Annotated in this window: 16 protein-coding genes and 3 pseudogenes; 16 read left to right on the forward strand and 3 right to left on the reverse strand. The window is 74.0% G+C overall.

What is annotated here, in order from left to right:
* Window positions 1–23 precede the first annotated feature (23 nt).
* From C7M71_RS21445 to C7M71_RS21455, 3 genes and pseudogenes are all read left to right on the forward strand, one after another.
* Window positions 24–1,047, forward strand: a pseudogene (locus C7M71_RS21445) (ATP-dependent 6-phosphofructokinase).
* Window positions 1,048–1,080: 33 nt separating this feature from the next.
* Window positions 1,081–1,917 (forward strand): bifunctional hydroxymethylpyrimidine kinase/phosphomethylpyrimidine kinase, encoded by an 837-nt coding sequence (gene thiD / locus C7M71_RS21450; RefSeq protein WP_111491168.1) that lies wholly within the window; start codon window positions 1,081–1,083, stop codon window positions 1,915–1,917.
* A 131-nt stretch (window positions 1,918–2,048) separates the two neighbouring features.
* Complete coding sequence (locus C7M71_RS21455; RefSeq protein WP_162824326.1) at window positions 2,049–2,717, forward strand: Rv1733c family protein; 669 nt, start codon at window positions 2,049–2,051, stop codon at window positions 2,715–2,717.
* 183 nt (window positions 2,718–2,900) lie between these two features.
* Here the strand turns inward: C7M71_RS21455 and rpmB are convergent.
* Window positions 2,901–3,011: pseudogene (gene rpmB, locus C7M71_RS33365) on the reverse strand (50S ribosomal protein L28); the annotation flags it as partial.
* A 263-nt stretch (window positions 3,012–3,274) separates the two neighbouring features.
* On the opposite strand from rpmB, the gene C7M71_RS21465 reads away from it, so the two are divergent.
* The 10 genes from C7M71_RS21465 (at window position 3,275) to mutM (ending at window position 13,413) form a co-directional block, all read left to right on the forward strand.
* On the forward strand, window positions 3,275–5,047 hold the full coding sequence (locus C7M71_RS21465; RefSeq protein WP_114914480.1) for a DAK2 domain-containing protein: 1,773 nt from the start codon (window positions 3,275–3,277) through the stop codon (window positions 5,045–5,047).
* A gap of 37 nt (window positions 5,048–5,084) precedes the next feature.
* Window positions 5,085–7,304, forward strand: a complete 2,220-nt coding sequence (gene recG / locus C7M71_RS21470; RefSeq protein ID WP_111492992.1) for an ATP-dependent DNA helicase RecG — start codon at window positions 5,085–5,087, stop codon at window positions 7,302–7,304.
* 105 nt (window positions 7,305–7,409) lie between these two features.
* Entirely contained in the window at window positions 7,410–7,937 is a 528-nt protein-coding gene (locus C7M71_RS21475; RefSeq protein WP_111492986.1) for a hypothetical protein, read from the forward strand.
* A gap of 125 nt (window positions 7,938–8,062) precedes the next feature.
* A complete protein-coding gene (rsmD, locus tag C7M71_RS21480) occupies window positions 8,063–8,686 on the forward strand; it encodes a 16S rRNA (guanine(966)-N(2))-methyltransferase RsmD (RefSeq protein WP_111492987.1) in 624 nt (207 codons plus the stop codon).
* A gap of 53 nt (window positions 8,687–8,739) precedes the next feature.
* Complete coding sequence (coaD, locus tag C7M71_RS21485; protein WP_111492993.1) at window positions 8,740–9,231, forward strand: pantetheine-phosphate adenylyltransferase; 492 nt, start codon at window positions 8,740–8,742, stop codon at window positions 9,229–9,231.
* A gap of 171 nt (window positions 9,232–9,402) precedes the next feature.
* On the forward strand, window positions 9,403–10,668 hold the full coding sequence (locus tag C7M71_RS21490; RefSeq protein WP_111492988.1) for an ATP synthase F0 subunit B: 1,266 nt from the start codon (window positions 9,403–9,405) through the stop codon (window positions 10,666–10,668).
* 297 nt (window positions 10,669–10,965) lie between these two features.
* Window positions 10,966–11,529, forward strand: coding sequence for a YceD family protein (locus C7M71_RS21495; protein WP_229758834.1), 564 nt, complete (start codon window positions 10,966–10,968; stop codon window positions 11,527–11,529).
* 2 nt (window positions 11,530–11,531) lie between these two features.
* Window positions 11,532–11,705: a 50S ribosomal protein L32 gene (gene rpmF, locus C7M71_RS21500; RefSeq protein ID WP_111492989.1), complete on the forward strand. Its 174-nt coding sequence runs from the start codon at window positions 11,532–11,534 to the stop codon at window positions 11,703–11,705.
* 74 nt (window positions 11,706–11,779) lie between these two features.
* Window positions 11,780–12,544 (forward strand): ribonuclease III, encoded by a 765-nt coding sequence (gene rnc, locus C7M71_RS21505; protein ID WP_229758835.1) that lies wholly within the window; start codon window positions 11,780–11,782, stop codon window positions 12,542–12,544.
* A gap of 5 nt (window positions 12,545–12,549) precedes the next feature.
* The gene (gene mutM / locus C7M71_RS21510) at window positions 12,550–13,413 is read left to right on the forward strand and encodes a bifunctional DNA-formamidopyrimidine glycosylase/DNA-(apurinic or apyrimidinic site) lyase (protein ID WP_111492991.1); all 864 of its coding nucleotides are present in this window, start codon (window positions 12,550–12,552) and stop codon (window positions 13,411–13,413) included.
* 72 nt (window positions 13,414–13,485) lie between these two features.
* Here mutM and C7M71_RS31995 read toward each other — a convergent pair whose 3' ends face one another.
* Window positions 13,486–13,854, reverse strand: coding sequence for a CAP domain-containing protein (locus C7M71_RS31995; RefSeq protein ID WP_229758836.1), 369 nt, complete (start codon window positions 13,852–13,854; stop codon window positions 13,486–13,488).
* Between the two features lie 769 nt (window positions 13,855–14,623).
* Here C7M71_RS31995 and C7M71_RS21520 point away from each other — a divergent pair.
* The 3 genes and pseudogenes from C7M71_RS21520 to smc all read left to right on the forward strand — a co-directional run.
* Window positions 14,624–14,902, forward strand: coding sequence for an acylphosphatase (locus C7M71_RS21520; protein WP_111495318.1), 279 nt, complete (start codon window positions 14,624–14,626; stop codon window positions 14,900–14,902).
* 397 nt (window positions 14,903–15,299) lie between these two features.
* Complete coding sequence (locus tag C7M71_RS21525; RefSeq protein WP_111495316.1) at window positions 15,300–15,503, forward strand: hypothetical protein; 204 nt, start codon at window positions 15,300–15,302, stop codon at window positions 15,501–15,503.
* Window positions 15,504–15,710: 207 nt separating this feature from the next.
* Window positions 15,711–19,264: pseudogene (gene smc, locus C7M71_RS21530) on the forward strand (chromosome segregation protein SMC); the annotation flags it as partial.
* A gap of 183 nt (window positions 19,265–19,447) precedes the next feature.
* On the opposite strand, the gene C7M71_RS21535 reads toward smc, so the two are convergent.
* Window positions 19,448–20,494 (reverse strand): phosphatidylinositol-specific phospholipase C domain-containing protein, encoded by a 1,047-nt coding sequence (locus C7M71_RS21535; protein ID WP_111493507.1) that lies wholly within the window; start codon window positions 20,492–20,494, stop codon window positions 19,448–19,450.
* Between the last annotated feature and the right edge of the window lie 162 nt (window positions 20,495–20,656).

Here is a 20,656-nt window from a genome sequence, read left to right on the forward strand (position 1 = left end):
GCGAGCGGGAGCTCTGGCGACATATGCGCATCGGTGTCATGACCAGCGGCGGCGACTGCCCCGGCCTCAATGCGGTGATCCGCTCCGTGGTGCACCGCGCCGTCGACGTCCACGGCGACGAGGTCATCGGCATCGAGGACGGCTATCTGGGGCTGATCGAGCAGCGGAGCAGGCCGCTCGGCCATGACGACGTCACCGGGCTGCTCACCCGGGGCGGCACCGTGCTCGGCTCCTCCCGGGTGGAGCACCACCGCATCCACCAGGCGGTCGCCCAGGCGCCCGCGCTGGCGGCCGGGCTGGGCATCGACGCGCTGATCGCGATCGGCGGTGACGGCACCTTCACCGCGGCCCGGCTGTTCTGCGAGGCCGGGCTGCCGGTGGTCGGCGTACCCAAGACCATCGACAACGACGTCAACGCCACCGATGCCTCCTTCGGCTTCGACACCGCCGTGGCCGTCGCCACCGAGGCCGTCGACCGGCTGAAGACCACCGCCGAGTCCCACCAGCGGGTGATGGTGGTGGAGGTGATGGGCCGGGAGGCGGGCTGGATCGCGCTGGAGGCGGGGATGGCGGGCGGCGCCCACGCCATCCTGCTCCCGGAGAAGCCCTTCGACATCGAGGCGGTCTGCGTGATGATCGAGGAGCGGTTCGCCCGCCGCAAGAAGTTCGCCATCGTGGTGGTCGCCGAGGGGCCCAGCCGGCCCCGGCACGCTGCGGCTGGACCCCGGTACGGTCGACCAGTTCGGCCACCGCCGGTTCGGCGGGATCGGCACCCGGCTGGCCCTGGAGCTGGAGCACTGGCTGGGCAAGGAGGCCCGGCCGGTGATCCTCGGCCACACCCAGCGCGGCGGCCCGCCGACCGCCCGGGACCGGGTGCTCGCCACCCGCTTCGGCTGGCACGCGGTGGAGGCGGTGCACAAGGGCGCCTACGACTGGTTCACCGCGCTGCGCGGCACCCTGGTCGAGCTGGCCCCGCTGGCGGACGCCATCGCGGAGCCCAAGACCGTGCCGCTGCACCGCATCCTGGAGGCGGAAGCGGTGCTGTGAGCGGGCCTGCGGGGGAGGGGTAGGTTGGGCCTCATGGCAGAGATCACCGCTTCCCACCAGGCACCGCCCCGGGTGCTGACCGTCGCCGGCTCCGACTCCGGAGGCGGCGCCGGCATCCAGGCCGACCTCAAGGCGATGCTCGCCCTGGGCGTGCACGGGATGAGCGTGATCACCGCCGTCACCGCCCAGAACTCGCTGGGGGTGCAGGGCTACTGGGAGCTGCCCGCCGAGGCGGTACGGGCGCAGTTCCGCAGTGTGGTCGACGACATCGGCGTGCAGGCGGTGAAGACCGGCATGCTGGCCTCCGTCACCCTGGTCGAGACCGTCTCCGAACTGCTCGCCGGGGTGGACGCCCCGGTGGTGGTGGACCCGGTCGGGGTCTCCAAGCACGGCGATGCGCTGCTGGCCGCCGAGGCGGTCGCCACCGTACGGGAGCGGCTGCTGCCGCTGGCCACCGTCGCCACCCCCAATCTGCACGAGGTGGCCCAGCTCACCGGCGCCCGGGTGACCGGCGAGGAGGACATGCGCACGGCCGCGGAGGCGGTGCTGGCGCTGGGGCCGCGCTGGGTGCTGGTCAAGGGCGGCCATCTGCCCGGCCGCGCCGCCGACCTGCTCTTCGACGGGTCCGAGGAGCACTGGTTCCGCTCCGAGCGGTATGACAACCGGCACACCCATGGCACCGGCTGCACCCTGGCCAGCGCCATCGCCGCCGAACTCGCCAAGGGGCAGGACGTCCCCGGCGCGGTGGCCGCAGCCAAGGAGTACGTCACCGGCGCCATCCGGGCGGGCTTCCCGCTCGGCGCGGGCATCGGCCCGGTCGACCACGCCTGGCGGCAGCGCGGCCGGTCTGGCGAGGCCCCCGTCGGGTAGGAGTCCTGGTGAGCCCTGGGCCTGGCCCGAACATGACGCATGCTCGGTGCGTACACGGGGAAAGGCAACAGGAACCAGGCGGGATCGGTCGTCCCTCCGCGACTGCGGGGCATGCTCGGGAGGCGAGGATGATGGCCGGCGGGACAGCACAGCCGTACGGCGGGGGCGGAGAACAGGGGCCCGTTCGCAGGCTCCTGCGACGGGTCGTCCTATGCCTGCGGCAGTCCTGCGGCGCCGACCGCAACCCGCTCTGCCGCCGTACCGACCGCAGGCGGGCCCGGCTGCTGATCGCCCTGGTGGTACTGCTGCTGCTGGCGCCGCTGCCGGCGGTGCTGGTCGGGCAGCTGGTCTACCGCCATGGCAGCGAGGCGGCTGCCGTCCAGCGGACGCAGCGGCACGAGGTCACCGCGGTGACGCTGGTCCCGGCGGCGCAGGCGCAGATCAGGGTGGGACAGCAGCTGGACGTACCGGTGGCGGCCCGCTGGAGCTACCCGCCGGGCCAGGCCCGGACCGGGCAGGTGGCGGCGGCGCCCGGTACCAGCGCCGGGACGAAGGTGCAGCTCTGGGTGGACGGCTCGGGGCAGCCGACCCGGCCGCCGCGCTCGTCGGCCGACATCACCGCGGACGCCTGGTTCGCCGGCGCCGGTGCGCTGGCTGTGACCGCCGCCTTCACGCTGACCGGTGCGGGCCTGGCGCGCAGGTCGCTGGACCGGCGTGACGACCGGGTCTGGGCCCGGCAGTGGGCCGAGGTCGAACCCGACTGGTCCGGCCGCCGCCCGCACGGCATCGACGGGCGCTGAGCATCCGTTGTTACTGGGCACCGGCTGCTGGGTGCGGACATGCGGAAGGCCGGTCCACCCCGAGGGGTGAACCGGCCTTCCGGCGAACCGGGGGTACCGGCCTGCGCGTCAGCGCGAGACCTTGCCGGCCTTGATGCACGAGGTGCAGACGTTGAGCCGCTTCGGCGTCCGACCGACCACGGCGCGCACCGTCTGAATGTTGGGGTTCCAACGACGGCGCGTGCGGCGGTGCGAGTGGGAGATGTTGTTGCCGAAGCCCGGCCCCTTGCCGCAGACGTCGCAGTTGGCAGCCACGGGAGTCACTCCAAAGACTTCAGATCAGGTACGTTCCAAAACCCCGGAAGACCGCGGACCGTGGATGCGGGTACTGGGCCAAACCGAGAAGGTGCCCGGACTTGGCCGGGCAACCGGAGCAGCATACATCTGCCGCTGCTGTAGAACGAAACTACCATGACCCGGGCACCCGCTGCCGCCGGGCACCGGGCCCGGCCCGGATAGCCTGCCCTGCGGCGGGCCGTGAACCGGGGCCCGCCGACACGCGCCAGTGAGGAGACCCGGTGCCGGACACGCTCGACGCTCCCGCCGTACGCACCTGGTGCCGGCTGGCTCTGGCCGCCCTCGGGCAGGCCCGCGAGGAGATCGACGCGCTCAACGTCTACCCCGTACCCGACGGGGACACCGGCACCAACCTCTATCTGACGGTCGAGGCCGCCGCCGCCGCGCTCGACCCGCTCTTCGAACCCTCCGACGGCGCCGCAGCCGCAGCGCCCGACCTCGCCACCGCCATGCGGGCGATGGCCCGGGGCGCGCTGCTCGGCGCCCGGGGCAACTCCGGGGTGATCCTCGCCCAGCTGCTGCGCGGAATGACCGAGGCGTTGGCCGACGGCGGGGGCGCGGGGGATTCCGCCGCGCTACGGCGTGCGCTGCGCCGCGCCGCCGACGCCGGGTACGAGGCCGTCGCCCGCCCCGTCGAGGGCACCCTGCTCACCGTCGCCGCGGCCGCCGCGCACGCCGCCCAGGACTGCCCCGGCGGCCTGGTCGAGGTCGCCGAGGCCGCGTACCAGGCGTCCCGCCATGCGCTGGCCCGCACCCCGCAGCAGCTGGACGTACTGGCCCGGGCCGGAGTGGTGGACGCCGGCGGGCGCGGCCTGGTGGCGGTGCTCGGCGCCCTGGCGGACGCGGTGGCCGACCACACCCCGATGGGCCCGCTGGCGCTGGAGTCCGGCCGCCCCCGCCACCGTGAAGCCCTGCTGGACGCGATCCCGCTCCAGGCCACCCAGACGATCGGCGCCACCGAAGCGATCGGCGCCGCCGAAGCGGTCGGGGCCGCCGAAGCGGTCGGGGCAGCTCCGGCCGTCCGGGGCTGCACCGCCGGGGCGCACCACGCCGGCTGCGGCGGCAGCCACCCGGCGTTCGAGGTGATCTATCTGCTGGACGCCCCCGACGGCGCCCTGCCCGCACTCCGCGCCCGGCTCGCCGAACTCGGCGACTCGCTGGTGGTGGTCGGCGGCGACGGCCTGTGGAACGTCCATGTGCATGTGGACGACGCCGGCGCCGCCGTGGAGGCCGGCGTGCAGGCAGGCCGCCCGTACCGGATCAGGATCACCCATTTCGGTGACGCCGCCCGCACCGGAGCGGCCACCGGCACGGCCGAGCCGCCCGAGCAGCCCGGCCGGGCCGTGGTCTCCGTGGTGCACGGTGCCGGGATCGCCCGGCTCTGCACCGGGGCCGGGGCCACCGTGCTGCGCGCCGACCCCGACCGGCCGCCGTCCAGCGCCGAACTGGCCGCCACCGTCCGCCTCACCGGCGCCCGCGAAGTGGTGCTGCTGCTCAACGACCCCGAGCTGCGGGCGGTCGCCGGGGCCGCCGCCGACCAGCTGCGCGGCGAGGGCATACGGGTGGCCGTCATCCCCACCCGCTCCCCGGTACAGGGGCTGGCGGCGCTGGCCGTCCACGAGGCCGGCCGGCGCTTCGACGAGGACGTCGTCTCGATGACCTCGGCCGCCGGTGCCACCCGCTATGCCGAGCTGGCCGTGGCCGAGGGCGAGTCCTGGACCATGGCCGGCGTCTGCCAGGCCGGGGATGTGCTCGGCCTGATCGACGGCGATGTGGCGGTCATCGGCGGCGACCTCGGGGACACCGGCGCGGTGGTGCTCGACCGGATGCTGGCGGGCGGCGGCGAACTGCTCACCCTGATCCTCGGCGAGGGGGTCCCGCAGCGGCTCGCCGACCGGCTGGTGGCCCATGTGCGGCGGTCGCGGCCCGAGGTCGACACGGTGGTCTACGACGGCGGGCAGGAGGCCGCGCCGCTGCTGATCGGCCTGGAGTGACGCCCGGATGTCCGAGGCGTGAGGTGGAATGGACCCGATGTCTGCGTTCGATGAACCCCTCCGGAAGCTCGTCGGCGACCGCACCGCGAAGGTGCTGGCCGACAGCCTCAAGCTGCATACCACCGGCGACCTGCTGCACCACTTCCCGCGCCGCTACGCCGAGCGCGGCGAGCTGACCAGCCTGGACGAGCTGGAGGTCGACGAGCACGTCACCGTGGTCGCACAGATCGAGAAGGTCACCCGGATCCCCTTCCGGCAGCGCCGGGGCAACCGGCTGGAGGTGGTGGTCACCGACGGGCGCGGCCGGCTGACCCTCACCTTCTTCAACCAGGCATGGCGGGAGAAGGAGCTGCGCCCCGGCGCCCGCGGCCTCTTCGCCGGCAAGGTCGGCGTCTTCCAGCGCACCCGCCAGCTGGCCAATCCCGACTACCAGCTGCTGGACGGGGACGGCGAGTCCGGCGCCGCCGAGCGGTTCGCCGGGCGGCTCATCCCCGTCTACCCGGCCTCCGCCCAGGTGCCCAGCTGGAAGCTGGCCCAGTGCGTGGAGGTGGCCCTGGACTCGCTGGCCGCCACCGGCTGGGAGGGCGTCGGCGATCCGCTGCCCCGGCAGCTGCGCGAGGACCGCGAGCTGCTGCCGCTGCCCGAGGCCCTGGAGCGCATCCACCGGCCGCGCACCCAGGCCGATGTGGTGATGGCCCGCTCCCGGCTGACCTGGGACGAGGCGTTCGTCCTCCAGGTCGCCCTGGCCCGCCGCCGCGCCGCCGACTCCGCACTGCCCGCCGTCGCCCGCGCCGCCCGGGCCGGCGGCCTGCTGGACGCCTTCGACGCCCGGCTGCCCTTCACCCTCACCGAGGGCCAGCTGAAGGTCTCCGCCGAGATCTTCGCCGACCTGGCCCAGGAGCACCCCATGCACCGCCTCCTCCAGGGCGAGGTCGGCTCGGGCAAGACGATGGTGGGCCTGCGGGCGATGCTGGCGGTGGTGGACACCGGCGGGCAGGCGGTGCTGCTGGCGCCCACCGAGGTCCTGGCCCAGCAGCACCACCGGTCCATTGTGGAGATGATGGGCGACCTCGCCGAGGGCGGCCTGCTGGGCGGGTCCGAGCTGGGGACCAAGGTGGTGCTGCTCACCGGCTCCACCGGCACCGCCGCCCGCCGGCAGGCGCTGCTTGACCTGGTCACCGGGGAGGCCGGGATCGTGGTCGGCACCCACGCCCTGATCGAGGACAAGGTGCGCTTCCACGACCTGGGCCTGGTGGTGGTGGACGAGCAGCACCGCTTCGGCGTGGAGCAGCGCGACGCCCTGCGCGGCAAGGGCCGGCAGCCCCCGCATCTGCTGGTGATGACGGCCACCCCCATTCCCCGTACGGTCGCCATGACCGTCTTCGGCGACCTGGAGACCTCCGTACTGGACCAGCTGCCGTCCGGCCGCTCGCCGATCGCCTCGCATGTCGTCCCCGCGCTGGAGAAGCCGCACTTCCTGGCCCGCGCCTGGGAGCGGGTCCGCGAGGAGGTCGGCAAGGGCCACCAGTCCTATGTGGTCTGCCCCCGGATCGGCGACGAGGACGAGGAACCGAAGGGGAAGAAGGCCAGGAAGCCCGCCGAGGAGGACCTGGAGGACGTCGGCGCCGCCTCCGACGAGCGCCGCCCGCCGCTGGCCGTGCTGGACGTCGCCGAGCAGCTTCGCGCCGGCCCGCTCGCCGGGCTGCGGGTGGAGGTGCTGCACGGCAGGATGCCGCCCGACGCCAAGGACGACGTGATGCGCCGCTTCGCCGCCGGGGAGGTGGATGTGCTGGTCGCCACCACGGTGATCGAGGTGGGCGTCAATGTGCCCAACTCCACCGCCATGGTGATCATGGACGCCGACCGCTTCGGCGTCTCCCAGCTGCACCAGCTGCGCGGCCGGGTCGGCCGTGGCACCGCCCCCGGCCTCTGCCTGCTGGTCAGCGACATGCCTGCAGGCAGCGCCGCCCGGGCCCGGCTGGACGCGGTGGCCGCCACCCTGGACGGCTTCGAGCTCTCCCGGATCGACCTGGAGCAGCGCCGCGAGGGCGATGTGCTGGGCCAGGCGCAGTCCGGGGCGAAGTCCTCGCTCAAGGTGCTCTCCGTGCTCCAGGACGAGGAGGTCATCGCCGCCGCCCGCGAGGAGGCCGTCCGGCTGGTCGCCGAGGACCCCGGGCTGACCCGCCACCCGGACCTGGAGAGCGCCCTTCGGAGCCTGGTGGACGAGGACCGCGCCGAGTACCTGGAGAAGGGCTGACCCTGCCGCCGGGACCGGCCGGTTGTCAGTGGTGCGCGCGACAATGGAGGTGTTCGGGACGCACTCCAAAGGTGCCGGTCCCACGGACATCTGGGGGCTCAACACATGGCATTCCGTCACCTCAACGAACTCCCGCTCGGCGACAAGGTCTTCCGCATCGAGCTGGCCAGCGACGACGACCGCGAAGTCACCCTCACCCTGACCGGCTGGCGGGACGGCGAGGCCGCCGCCCCGCTCGCCTCCGGCAAGCTCCGCCTGCCCGTGGAGGACGTCGCCTCGCTGCGGATCGCGCTCAACCGCGCGCTGCGGGCGCTGGCCATCGTCGCCGACGTCTCCGAGCCCATCCCCGACCGCGATGTGCTGCGCGAGCTCTACCCCGGCCACGGCGCCCCCTGGGTGCCGCAGCACGAGGAGGAGCTGGTGCGCCGCTTCCACGGCGGCGAGACCGTCGCCCGGATAGCGGCCCGCTTCGGCCGCACTCCCGACTCCGTCCGCACCAAGCTGCGCGAGCTCGGGCACGATCCGCGCCGCCCCGAGCACTGCCCGCCCGACGGCTGCCTCTCCTGGTCGCGCTACGCCTCCCCGGCCCTGCTGGGCGCCGCCGACCCGGTCGCCGGGGCCGGCGGGTCCTGACCGTCCCGGTGAGCAGCCCCACCGGTCGGCCGGTCCCGTCGGTCGGCCGGTCCGCCGGTGGGGCTGCCGCCGTATAGCGTGGGAGGAGCACTCCGCCCGCCCACCTGTGAGGAAGCGCCAGCCCCATGACCCGCGTGATCGCCGGAGCGGCCGGCGGCCGCCGCCTGGCCGTGCCGCCCGGCCAGGGCACCCGCCCCACCTCCGACCGGACCAGGGAGGCCCTCTTCTCCACCTGGGAGTCACTGCGCGGCACCCTGCACGGGGCCCGGGTGCTGGACCTCTACGGCGGCTCCGGCGCGGTCGGCCTGGAGGCGCTCTCCCGGGGCGCCGCGCACACCCTGCTGGTGGAGTCCGACGCCCGCGCGGTGCGCACCATCCGGGAGAACGTCCGCGCCCTCGGCCTGCCCGGTGCCGAGGTACGGGCCGGGAAGGCCGAGCGGGTGGTGCAGGGACCGCCGCCGGAGACCCCGTACGACCTGGTCTTCCTCGACCCTCCGTACGCCGTCACCGACGCCGGGGTGCGGGAGATCCTGATCACACTCTCCGCTGAGGGGTGGCTCGCCGACGCTGCGCTCGCCACCGTGGAGCGCAGCACCAGGGGCGGTGCGTTCACCTGGCCGGAGGGGTACGAACCGCTGCGGTCCCGTCGCTACGGCGAGGGGACGCTCTGGTACGGTCGCGCCGCCGCTCCGGGTGAGACGACCGCGCCGGGACAGGGACGTCCGGACCGGCCGGGAACGAACGGTTAGCAGGCCCACCCTCACGGCGGATCCGCCGGGGGCCGGAGAGTGAGGTACAGGTGTTGCGCCGCGCCGTCTGTCCGGGGTCCTTCGACCCCATCACCAACGGCCACCTCGACATCATCGAGCGTGCATCCAAGCTGTATGACGTCGTGCATGTCGCCGTGCTGATCAACAAGTCCAAGCGGGGGCTCTTCACGGTCGAGGAGCGCATGGGGATGATCGAGGAGGTCACCGCCTGCTACGGCAATGTGCAGGTGGAGGCCCACCACGGGCTGCTGGTCGACTTCTGCCGGGACCGCGAGATCCCCGCCATCGTCAAGGGCCTGCGGGCGGTCAGCGACTTCGACTACGAGTTGCAGATGGCCCAGATGAACCACGGGCTCTCCGGCGTGGAGACCCTCTTCGTGCCCACCTCGCCCACCTACAGCTTCCTCTCCTCCAGCCTGGTCAAGGAGGTCGCGGCCTACGGCGGCGACGTCGGCCACCTGGTGCCCGCCCCGGTGCTGGAGCGGCTCACCCGGCGGATGGCGGAGCGCGCCGCCGAGCAGTAGCCCGGTCGGCGTCCGGTTCCTGCCGCTCTGTCATCTTCCGTCCGATGTACGGGTGCGGGCTCGCCCGACCTGTTCACCGGCACCCTCGCGGTGGTCGTAGAGTCTGACCCGGCGGTCTTCTCCCGGCCCGCCCCGCCGTACCCCGGCGCACACGGAAAGACGTGAGCCACAGTGGACGTGCAGAACAGACTCGACGACATCGTCGCGGCCGTCGAGAGCGCCCGCTCCATGCCGATGTCGGCATCCTGCGTCGTCAACCGGTCCGAGCTGCTCGGCCTGCTGCGGGAGCTCCGGGAGGCGCTGCCCTCCGAGATCTCCCAGGCCCAGGCCGTGATGGCCGACCATGAGCAGGTGGTCGCCGAGGCCCGCGCCGAGGCCGAGCGGATCATCCAGGGCGCCCACGCCGAGCGGGGCTCGCTGGTCTCCGGTACGGAGGTGGTGCTCCGCTCCCAGGCGGAGGCCGACCGCATCCTCGCCGAGGCCCGCGCCGAGGCCGGGGAGCTGCGCCGCGAGGCCGACGACTATGTCGACAGCAAGCTGGCCAACTTCGAGGTCGTGCTCACCAAGACCCTGGGCGCGGTCGGCCGCGGCCGGCAGAAGCTGCTCGGCCACGGCCCCGACGCGGGCGGCGAGTACGGGCAGGGCGTCTACGGGGAGCAGGGCGGCGAGGAGGGCGAGGAGTTCCGGCCGCAGATCTCGCCCAGCCCCGAGGTGGACGAGTACGTCGATGTGAAGCTGGCGACCCTGGAGACGGTCCTCAGCAAGACCCTGGAGGCCGTCGGCCGGGGCCGTGACAAGCTGCTCGGCAAGCAGCCGATCGACGAGCTGGCCGCCTACCTGGCCGCCGCCGACCAGGCCCAGCAGGACAAGGACCGCGCCGCAGCCGTCGCGGCCGGCTTCGCCGCCGCCGACGCGGAGGAGTCCGCCGCCCAGGGCGGTGCGGGCGGTGAGATCGGCCAGGCGTGGTTCCGCGAGGAGGCGGCCGACGGGCAGCAGGGCTGGGGCGGCCAGCCACAGGTCGACCAGTCGCAGGTCGGCCAGCAACAGGTCGGCCAGCAACAGGTCGGCCAGCCGGACTGGCAGCAGCAGTCCGACCCGTACGCAGCCGCCGCCGCACACGGCGACGGCGGCCAGCAGGGCGGCGGCTATGACGCCTACGGCTACCCGCAGCAGCAGTGGCAGGCCCATGACCCCTATGCCGCGCAGACCGGCGGCTATGCCCAGGGCCACGACGGCTCCGGCTACCCGCCGCAGCCCGGCTACGCCCCGCAGGAGGCGTACGGCGGCTGGGGGGCGCCGCAGCAGCCGGAGGCCGGGGCGGGCTACCCGCCGCAGCCGCCGCAGCCTCCGCAGCAGGGCGGACTGGACGAGACCAGCTTCTTCGACACCAGCGTGATCGATGTGGCGCGGCTGCGGGAGCTGGGCGGCGGACGCTGAGCCGAGGCCGCTGCACACAGGCCGCCGGGCGCCCCGCCGGCCGGTGGCCGGGGCGCGAAGTTGGGCCTGGCCCGGTGGTCCGGTATCCTGACTGCTCCGGCCCGTTCAGCGCCGGGGTTGTCGGCTGCCCCGACCCCCTCCGGGGGACGCCGCAGAGTCGCAGCCACATGAGCCGTATGCGTCACGCAGGAATGCGTGCGCCGTAGGAAGCAGGACATCCTGAACCGCCTCGACCACCGCGATCCGCTCGTGTTCGACACGCATGAGCTGGGCCGTCGTCCGGGTGCGATGCGCAGGGTGACCCGCACTGTCGAGGCCCCCGGCGACTTCGGCATCGATGTGATCGGCGTTCCCGCCAAGAGCCCGGTCGAGCTGGAACTCCGGCTGGAGTCGGTGGTGGAGGGCGTACTGGTCACCGGTACCGCCACCGCCCGCATCGCCGGGGAGTGCGTACGCTGTCTGGAGCCCGTCGAGGACGACCTTGAGGTGGAGTTCCAGGAGCTGTACTACTACCCGGAGGACGACGGCCGCATCCGTGGCGCGTCGGCCGGGAGCGCGTCCGACGAGGACGACGAGGACGAGACTTACCGCCTGGAGGGCGACCTGTTCGACCTCCAGTCGGTGCTGCGTGACGCGGTGGTGCTCGCACTGCCGTTGCAGCCGGTGTGCCAGGACGACTGCCTGGGCCTCTGCTCCGAGTGCGGAGCGCGCCTGAGCGACGACCCGGACCACCACCATGACGCCGTCGACCCCCGGTGGGCGGCATTGCAGGGACTCTCCGCCGCCCCCGGCGACGAGGGTGACGGGAACGACGAGGACAGCGGCGCCCGTGAGGGCGCTGCCGAGAACCAGGAGAAGTAGCCGTGGCTGTTCCGAAGCGGAAGATGTCGCGCAGCAACACGCGCCACCGCCGTTCGCAGTGGAAGGCTGCGGTCCCGGCCCTGGTGGCGTGCGACCGCTGCCACGAGCCGAAGCTGGCGCACATCGCGTGCCCGAGCTGCGGCACCTACAACCGCCGCCAGGTCCTGTCGGTCTGATCGGCGGGGTGTACGGATCGATGTCGGACGGAACCACGACCTCCCGCAAGGGTGCCTCATCCGGGGCCCGGTCCATGGACGACCAGTCCCCGGACAAGGCGGCCGGGCGGCCGACCTCGACCACCAACGACGTCCTGGAAGGGCGGCTCGGGTACACACTTGAGCCCGCCCTTCTGGTACGTGCTCTCACCCACCGCTCGTTCGCGTACGAGAACGGCGGGCTGCCCACCAATGAGCGCCTGGAGTTCCTGGGCGACTCGGTGCTCGGTCTCGTGGTGACCGACACCCTCTACCGGATCCACCCGGACCTCCCCGAGGGCCAGCTGGCCAAGCTGCGCGCCGCAGTGGTCAACTCCCGCGCGCTGGCCGACGTCAGCCGTGGCCTCGACCTGGGCGCCTTCATCCGGCTCGGCCGGGGCGAGGAGGGCACCGGCGGCCGCGACAAGTCGTCGATCCTGGCCGACACCCTGGAGGCGCTGATCGGCGCCGTCTACCTCGACCAGGGTCTGGACGCCGCCTCCGAGCTGGTGCACCGCCTCTTCGACCCGCTGATCGAGGAGTCCTCCAACCTGGGCGCCGGCCTGGACTGGAAGACCTCCCTCCAGGAGCTCACCGCCACGGTGGGCATCGGCGTGCCCGAGTACCTGGTCAGCGAGTCCGGCCCGGACCACGAGAAGACCTTCACCGCCACCGCCCGCGTCGGCGGCGAGGAGTACGGCAGTGGCACCGGCCGCTCCAAGAAGGAGGCCGAGCAGAAGGCCGCGCAGAGCGCCTGGCACGGCATCCGGGAGAAGCACGGCGTGGACTCCGCCACCGGTGACACCACCTCGGCCGCCTAGCCCCCATGCCCGAACTGCCGGAGGTCGAGGTCGTCCGCCTCGGCCTGGAACGCTGGGTCAGCCACCGCACCGTCGACTCCGTGCAGGTGCTGCATCCCCGTGCGATCCGCCGCCACCTCGCCGGACCCGAGGACTTCGCCGCCCGGCTCACCGGGGTGACCTTCGGCCCGGCGCACCGGCGCGGCAAGTACCTCTGGCTGCCCATGGACGGCACCGGCTGCTCCCTGCTCGGCCACCTCGGCATGAGCGGCCAACTGCTGGTGCAGCCGCCCGAGGCACCGGACGAGACCCATCTGCGGGTCCGGCTGCGGTTCCGCGACGGCGGCCGTGAGCTGCGCTTTGTCGACCAGCGCACCTTCGGCGGCCTCACCGTCCACCCGGCCGAGCCCGGCGACCCCGAGGCCACCCCGCTGGCCATCGCCCATATCGCCCGCGACCCGCTCGACCCGAGGTTCGACGACGGCGTCTTCCACACCGCGCTGCGGCGGCGGCGCACCACCGTGAAGCGGGCCCTGCTGGACCAGAGCCTGATCAGCGGCGTGGGCAACATCTATGCCGACGAGGCGCTGTGGCGGGCCCGGCTGCACTACGAGCGGCCCACCGCCACCCTCACCCGGCCGCAGACCGCGCTGCTGCTCCAGTCGGTGCGCGAGGTGATGGCGGACGCGCTGGCGGCGGGCGGCACCAGCTTCGACAGCCTCTATGTCAACGTCAACGGCGAGAGCGGCTACTTCTCCCGCGACCTGGACGCCTACGGGCGCCGCGACGAGCCGTGCCGCCGCTGCGGCACACCGATCCGCCGCGAGCCCTGGATGAACCGGTCCAGCTACTTCTGCCCCCGCTGCCAGCGCCCGCCCCGGCCCCGTTAGTTGCCCCGGCCCAGCCAGTCGATCCGGGCCAGTCAGTCGATTCGGCCCAGTCAGTCGATCCGGGCGGCGGGCTCAGAAGCCGAAGTCCTGCGTCCACCAGGGGCCGCCGGGGCCCTCGTGGACGCCGACGCCCAGCCGCTTGTAGTCGCAGTTGAGGATGTTGGCCCGGTGGCCCGGGCTGTTCATCCAGGCGTCCATGACCTCCTCGGGCGTCTGCTGCCCCCGGGCGATGTTCTCGCCGCCCAGGTAGGAGATGCCGACCGCGGTGGCGCGGTCCCAGGGGCTCTTCCCGTCCGGGTCGGTGTGGTCGAAGAAGCCGCGCGCCGCCATGGAGTCGCTGAAGTCCGTGGCCAGCGCGGCAAGCCCGGCGTCCGCCACCAGCGGTCCGCAGCCGGCCCTGGACCGCTCCTGGTTGACCAGGGTGAGGACGGCGGCGGCCACGGTCGCCCGGGTGTCGCCGACCCTGCTGCTGGAGCCGGTGGCCGAGACGGTGGGGGCGGCTGGGGCGGCCGTCGTGGGGACGGGGGCGGGAGCGGCGGGGGCGCTTCGGTACGGGGCGCGGCGACCGGGGAGGCGCTGGCGGGCGGGGCCGGTGTGGACGGCGTCACGGACGGCGCCGGGGGGCGCTCCTGGCCGCGCCCGGCGGCCTCGGACGGCCTGACCGGTGGAGCCGCCGGGGCGGAGGCTTCGGCCCCGGTGGGGGCCTGGGCGACCCTGGAGCCGCCCGGGGCGGTGCCGAGGTCCGCTGCGGCGGTCCGCGCCGAGGCGGGGTCGGCCGCCACGATGGCGGAGCTGGGCTGCGAGGAGGGCATCGGGACCAGCCCGCTGAGCACCCCGCCCGTACCGGCGGCCAGCGCCGTGCAGCAGACCGCCAGGACCGTCCGTGCCGGGCCGCTGGTCTGCCCGCGACCCCGGCCACCGCTGCGGCGGTGTGAGACCGGCCCGGCCGGGCTGGGGGCAAGGGGGACGGCAGCGGACGCCGCATGGCGCCTGCGACCCCCCTGGGAGCCTGCGGCAGGCTGCTGCGACTGCGGCTTGGACGTACGCGCATGTCGGGACATGGCTGTCTGGAACCCTCCCGATCCCCCCGACCGGTGACAAGAGCCGTGCACGTGGTGCACTCACCCGTTCGGGTGATGGCAGGACCATACAGGTATGACGGGTGGGGCTGGAGGGAAAGCCCCGCGCGGGCCGCTCTAGGGTCGGCCCCATGTATGAACACGTCCGCTTGACCGCCTGGGTGCGCGGCAGGGTCCAGGAAGTCGGTTTCCGCTGGTGGACGCGGTCCCGGGCGCTGGAGATCGGTCTGGTCGGCTACGCCGGGAACCTCGCGGACGGCCGGGTCCAGGTGGTGGCGGAGGGCGCGCGCGAGGAGTGCGAGCGCCTGCTGCGGCTGCTGCGCGGGTCCGGTACGCCCGGCCGGGTCGACGGCGTCACCGAGATCTGGGGCGAGCCGCGCGCCGGCTACGACGGCTTCGCGGTCCGCTGAGCGTTCCGAGGCTGCTGGGGCCCTATGACCACGCTCCGCAGTCGGCCCGGGGCCGCTGCCGGAGCGGTCTGCGGCAACTGCCACCGTCACATGGTTGCCAGGTCAGGCGGTGACGTGGTTGACTCCGCAGCGAGCGGTGATCGCGCGGCCACTGAGTGCCGTGACCGTCCCTACGGCGTGGGTGTTCCGCCGTGCAGGTGGACGGCGGGCGTCGCGCGCTGTGATCGTGTTGACCCATACAGCGTTTGGTGAGACGCTGGAAACCCGCTCACCCGTACGTGTTTCCCCCGGCAGAGCTGTCCTTTCAGACCTGCGAAGAGCGCGTGGCGGTGCGCACCCTTCCCCCTCGACCCACACCTGACAAAGGTCGGTCACTCAGCGTGGAGGACCACTCATCATGGCAAAGGCGCTTCTCGGTTACGTCGGCGGTCCCGACCCGCGACTGCTCGCCGAGATGCGACGGCTCCAGCAGCGTGTCCAGGACCTGGAATCCGAGCTGACCCGGATGCAGGCCGAGAACAACGCCCTGGCTGCCGTCGCCGACGAGCAGAGGCTGCTCAGCAGCATCGACGTACCTCAGCGGGAGCCCGCCCTCACCTGATCGACCCCGATCAGGCGGCGGTGCCGCCGGGAATCTGCAAGGGACGCCGTCACCCGGCGTCCCTTCGTCTTTTCCCCCTCCACAGCTCTTGTTGCCAACAGGGTGCCCCCCGCCGACAGCAGCGAAACCGTGCGGCGGCGCCTGCCACTGCCTGCCCTCCCCGCGCCGTTAGAGTCCAGGTGCGGACGAGAGCGAGGAGAGCGGCGCGTGCACCTGAAAAGCCTCACCCTGCGCGGTTTCAAGTCCTTCGCCTCCGCCACCACCCTCCGCTTCGAGCCGGGCATCACCTGCGTGGTCGGACCCAACGGCTCCGGCAAGTCCAATGTGGTGGACGCCCTCTCCTGGGTGATGGGCGAGCAGGGCGCCAAGTCGCTGCGCGGCGGCAAGATGGAGGACGTCATCTTCGCCGGTACCGCCGGCCGCCCCGCGCTCGGCCGCGCCGAGGTCTCCCTCACCATCGACAACACCGACGGCGCGCTGCCCATCGACTACTCCGAGGTCACCATCACGCGGACGATGTTCCGCAACGGCGGCTCCGAGTACGCCCTCAACGGCGACACCTGCCGGCTGCTGGACATCCAGGAGCTGCTCTCCGACTCCGGCATCGGCCGGGAGATGCATGTCATCGTCGGCCAGGGCCAGCTGGACTCCGTCCTGCACGCCGACCCCACCGGCCGCCGCGCCTTCATCGAGGAGGCCGCCGGAGTCCTCAAGCACCGCAAGCGCAAGGAGAAGGCGCTGCGGAAGCTGGACGCGATGCAGACCAACCTCAACCGGGTGCAGGACCTGGTCGCCGAGTTGCGCCGGCAGCTCAAACCGCTCGGCCGACAGGCCCAGATCGCCCGCCGCGCCGCCGTCATCCAGGCCGACCTGCGCGACGCCCGGCTGCGGCTGCTCGCCGACGACCTGGTCACCCTGCGGCACGCGGTCGAGGCGGAGATCGCCGACGAGATGGCGCTGCGGCTGCGCCGTTCCACCGTGGAGCAGCAGTTGGCCGCCGCCCGGCAGCGGGAGGCGGTGCTGGAGGCCCAGGTGCAGCAGCTGGGACCGCAGGTGGAGCGGGCCCAGGAGACCTGGTTCCAGCTCTCCGCGCTCGCCGAGCGGGTACGCGGCACCGTCGGGCTGGCCGACGCCAGGGTCCGGCATGCCACCAGCGGCCGGACCGAGGAGCGGCGCGGCGGTCGCGACCCGGAGGACATGGAGCGCGAGGCCGCCCGCATCCGCGAGGAGGAGGCCGCCCTCGCCGAGGCCCTGGCCGAGGCGCAGTACGCGCTCGCCGAGGCCGTCGAGCGGCGCGGCGGTCTGGAGCGGGCGCTGGCCGACGAGGAGCGGAGGCTCAAGGACGCCGCCCGCGCCCTCGCCGACCGCCGCGAAGGGCTGGCCCGGCTTCAGGGCCGGGTTGCCGCCGCCCGCTCACGCGCCGCCGGAGCCGAGGCCGAGATCGGACGGCTGGCCGCCGCCCGGGACGAGGCGGTGGTCCGCGCCGAGGCCGCCCAGGCCGCCTATGAGCAGCTCCAGGAGCAGGTCGACGGCCTGGACGCGGGCGATGAGCGGCTGGAGGCCGACTGGACCGAGGCCCGCCGCCGCCTCGCCGAGGCGGAGGAGGCGCAGAGCCGTACCCGGGACGCCGCCACCGCCGCCGAGAAGGAGCGCGCCGCCCTCACCGCCCGCCGCGACGCCCTGGCGCTCGGCCTGCGCCGCAAGGACGGCACCGGTGCGCTGCTCGCCGCCGACGTCCCGCTCACCGGCATCCTCGGACCCGCCGCCGCCCTGCTCACCGTCGCCCCGGCGCCGAGGCCGCCGTCGCCGCCGCGCTGGGCGCAGCCGCCGACGCCGTCGCCGTCGCCGCCGTGCCCGCCGCGGCGGACGCGCTGCGGCTGCTCCGCACCGGGGACGCGGGCCGGGCCGCGCTGCTGGTCGCCGGTGCCCCCGCCGCCCCCGTACCGCAGGGCGGACCGCCGCCCGGCGCCCGCTGGGCGGCCGACCTGGTCGACGGCCCGGCGGAGCTGCTGCCCGCCGTACGGGGGCTGCTGCACGGCACCGCCGTGGTGGAGACCCTGGAGGACGCCGAGGCGCTGCTCGCCGACCGGCCGGAGCTGACCGCCGCCACCCGCGACGGCGACCTGCTCTCCGGCGGCTTCGCCCAGGGCGGCTCCGCCGGGGCGCCCAGCCTGCTGGAGACCCAGGCCGCCGTGGACGAGGCCACCGCCGCGCTGGAGGAGCTGACCGTGCGCGCCGCCGAGCTGGCCGAGCACGCCGCCGAGGCCGCCGGGCTGCGCCAGGGGCTGGCCGCCGAGGTGGAGGAGCTGACCGCGCGCCGCCGCAGCGCGGAGAAGGAGCGTTCGGCCGTCGCCCAGCAGCTCGGCCGGCTCGGCGGGCAGGCACGGGCCGCCGCCGGTGAGGCCGAGCGGCTGGCCGCCGCCGCTTCGAGGGCCGAGGCGGCGCTGGAGCAGGCGGCGGCGGAGCATCTGGAGCTGTCCGAGCGGCTGGCCGCCGTGGAGGAGGCACCCGGCGAGGAGGAGCCCGACGGCTCCGAACGGGACCGGCTGGCCGAGGAGTCGGCCCGCTCCCGGCAGGCCGAGATGGACGCCCGGCTGGCGGTACGCACCCATGAGGAGCGGGTGCGCGGACTCTCCGGCCGCGCCGACGCGCTGGACCGGGGCGCGCGGGCCGAGCGGGAGGCGCGCGCCCGGGCCGCCGCGCAGCGCCGCCGGGCCGCGCACGAGGCGGCGGTGGCGGCGGCGGTGGCGCACGGCGCCCGGCAGCTGCTGGCGCTGGTGGAGCGCTCGCTGGAGCAGGCCGCCGGTGAGCGCCGGACCGCCGAGCAGTCCCGTACCGAGCGGGAGGCGGAGCTGGGCCAGGAGCGGCTGCGCGGCCGTGAACTCAAGGACGAGCTGGACCGGCTGACCGACTCGGTCCACCGGGACGAGGTGCTCAGGGCCGAGAAGCGGCTGCGGATGGAGCAGTTGGAGGCCAAGGCGCTGGAGGAGTTCGGCATCGAGGCGGGCGCGCTGCTCGGCGAGTACGGCCCGGACCGGCCGGTGCCCGCCCCGCCCTCGGCGGACGGCGAGGAGCAGGCGGGGGCGGGGGCGCAGGCGCCGGCGCCCACCCCGTATGTCCGCGCCGAGCAGGAGAAGCGGCTCCGCGCCGCCGAGCGGGCCTACCAGCAGCTGGGCAAGGTCAATCCGCTGGCGCTGGAGGAGTTCGCCGCGCTGGAGGAGCGCCACCAGTTCCTCAGCGAGCAGTTGGACGATCTGAAGAAGACCCGCCGCGACCTGCTGGACATCGTCCGCGATGTGGACGAGCGGGTGGAGCAGCTCTTCACGGCGGCCTACCACGACACGGCGGCGCAGTTCGAGGGCGTCTTCGCGCGGCTCTTCCCGGGCGGCGAGGGGCGGCTGCTGCTCACCGACCCGGACTCCATGCTGACCACCGGGGTCGAGGTGGAGGCCCGGCCGCCGGGCAAGAAGGTCAAGCGGCTGTCGCTGCTGTCGGGCGGCGAGCGGTCGCTGACGGCGGTGGCGCTGCTGGTCTCCATCTTCAAGGCCCGGCCCAGCCCGTTCTATGTGATGGACGAGGTGGAGGCGGCGCTGGACGAGACCAATCTGCGTCGGCTGATCGGGATCATGGAGGAGCTGCGGGAGTCCTCCCAGCTGATTGTGATCACCCATCAGAAGCTCACCATGGAGTCGGCCGACGCCCTCTACGGGGTGACCATGAAGGGCGACGGCATCTCCCAGGTGATCAGCCAGCGGCTGCGCGAGGAGCACCGCGAGCGCCGCCCGCGCACCCGCGCCGTACCCGGCCAGCCCGGCCCGGGCCAGCCCGTGCCCGGCCAGGTCGCCCCCGGCCAGGTCGCCCCCGGCCACACCCCCGCCAGGGCCGCCGCCGGGGAGCCCGCAGGCTGAGCCGGTCCCGGCGGCGGTCGGTCTGCCGGTGCGGGGTCAGCCCCGGTTCAGTACCAGGGACTGCACCTCGGGCAGGTGCCGCCAGTCGCTGGAGACGATGCTGGCATGCGCCCCGGCCAGCTGGACGGCCCGGGCGCGCGCCTGGTCGGCGGTGGGGTCGGTGGCGCTGATGGCGGGCGAGACATTCTGCGCGTCGGTCATCACCAGCAGATAGTGGTTGCGGTCGTACCAGGCGGTGTCGACGCCCCCGGCATACGCCGAGGCGTCGCCGTCGAAGACCACGAACCACGGCCGGATGGAGCTGTCGGAGTAGGCCGAGCGCGGGTCGCCCGCCACCGCGCCGTGCACCACCGGGAAGACCTGCGCCTGACCCGCCCTGCCGGCGGCGGCCAGGTCGCGCAGATAGCGGGAGTACTCCACATCGGTGTGCAGGGTGTCGAAGGGGTTGGCCTCCTCCACCGTGCCCGGGATGACGTCGACCAGCACCCGGCCGGCCAGCTGCGCCCGGGTGGGCCAGTTGCCCGCCCGGGCGGCCTCGTCCAGGGTGGCGTAGCTGCCGCCGCCGGGCTTGGCGAGCAGGTCGGCCGGGCGGAAGACGGCGGAGCCCAGATGGGCGGAGATCAGCGCGTCCAGCTGCGCCGGGCCCATGCCCAGGTTGGCGGAGAAGCCCGCCTTCAGCTCCAGCTTGACCACCAGTGGGCCGCTGCCGGGGTGGGCGCCGAGCCAGACCCGGATGTCGTCCAGGCAGTACTCCAGGTTCTTGTTGGCGCCGCCGGTGTAGAGCTGGGCGGGGGTGGTGGCGTTGACGCAGTTGTTGCCGTTGCCCAGCGGGTTGGAGTGGCTGACCTTCCACTCCTTGGTGATGACGTCGGTCCAGGCGTCCAGCTCGATCATGCCGGTGCCGGTGTCCAGGCTCTGCGCGAGGTAGGTGAACGCCGCCGGGTCGTAGGTGTTGTGCAGGCCCACCGTGGTGGCCGAGCCGAACGGCAGGTCGCCGGCTCCGGCGGCGGTCGCCTGCTGAGCGGGTATCAGGGCTGCGCTCAGGGCCAGCAGTGCGGCGGCGGACGTGCGGCGAAGGGTCACCTGGGCCTCCTTGAGGGGGCGCCGCGAGGACGGCGCGGGGCGGCGGTCCCGTCCGGGCCGCCGACGGCAGCATCGACCATCCGAGCGGATTTGAGGTGACATGACAAGAAACATTGTCAGACCTTCCACAAGGCGCGACCGGAAGTCTGGGCAATCCCCCAG

Source organism: Peterkaempfera bronchialis (assembly GCF_003258605.2).
GTDB lineage: Bacteria > Actinomycetota > Actinomycetes > Streptomycetales > Streptomycetaceae > Peterkaempfera > Peterkaempfera bronchialis.

Coding starts and splice junctions, on each gene's coding strand:
- C7M71_RS21475 (WP_111492986.1), top strand. CDS start 7,410: ATGGCATTCCGTCACCTCAACGAACTCCCGCTCGGCGACAAGGTCTTC.
- rsmD (WP_111492987.1), top strand. CDS start 8,063: ATGACCCGCGTGATCGCCGGAGCGGCCGGCGGCCGCCGCCTGGCCGTG.
- C7M71_RS21520 (WP_111495318.1), top strand. CDS start 14,624: ATGTATGAACACGTCCGCTTGACCGCCTGGGTGCGCGGCAGGGTCCAG.
- C7M71_RS21525 (WP_111495316.1), top strand. CDS start 15,300: ATGGCAAAGGCGCTTCTCGGTTACGTCGGCGGTCCCGACCCGCGACTG.
- C7M71_RS21455 (WP_162824326.1), top strand. CDS start 2,049: ATGGCCGGCGGGACAGCACAGCCGTACGGCGGGGGCGGAGAACAGGGG.
- mutM (WP_111492991.1), top strand. CDS start 12,550: ATGCCCGAACTGCCGGAGGTCGAGGTCGTCCGCCTCGGCCTGGAACGC.
- recG (WP_111492992.1), top strand. CDS start 5,085: ATGTCTGCGTTCGATGAACCCCTCCGGAAGCTCGTCGGCGACCGCACC.
- thiD (WP_111491168.1), top strand. CDS start 1,081: ATGGCAGAGATCACCGCTTCCCACCAGGCACCGCCCCGGGTGCTGACC.
- rnc (WP_229758835.1), top strand. CDS start 11,780: ATGGACGACCAGTCCCCGGACAAGGCGGCCGGGCGGCCGACCTCGACC.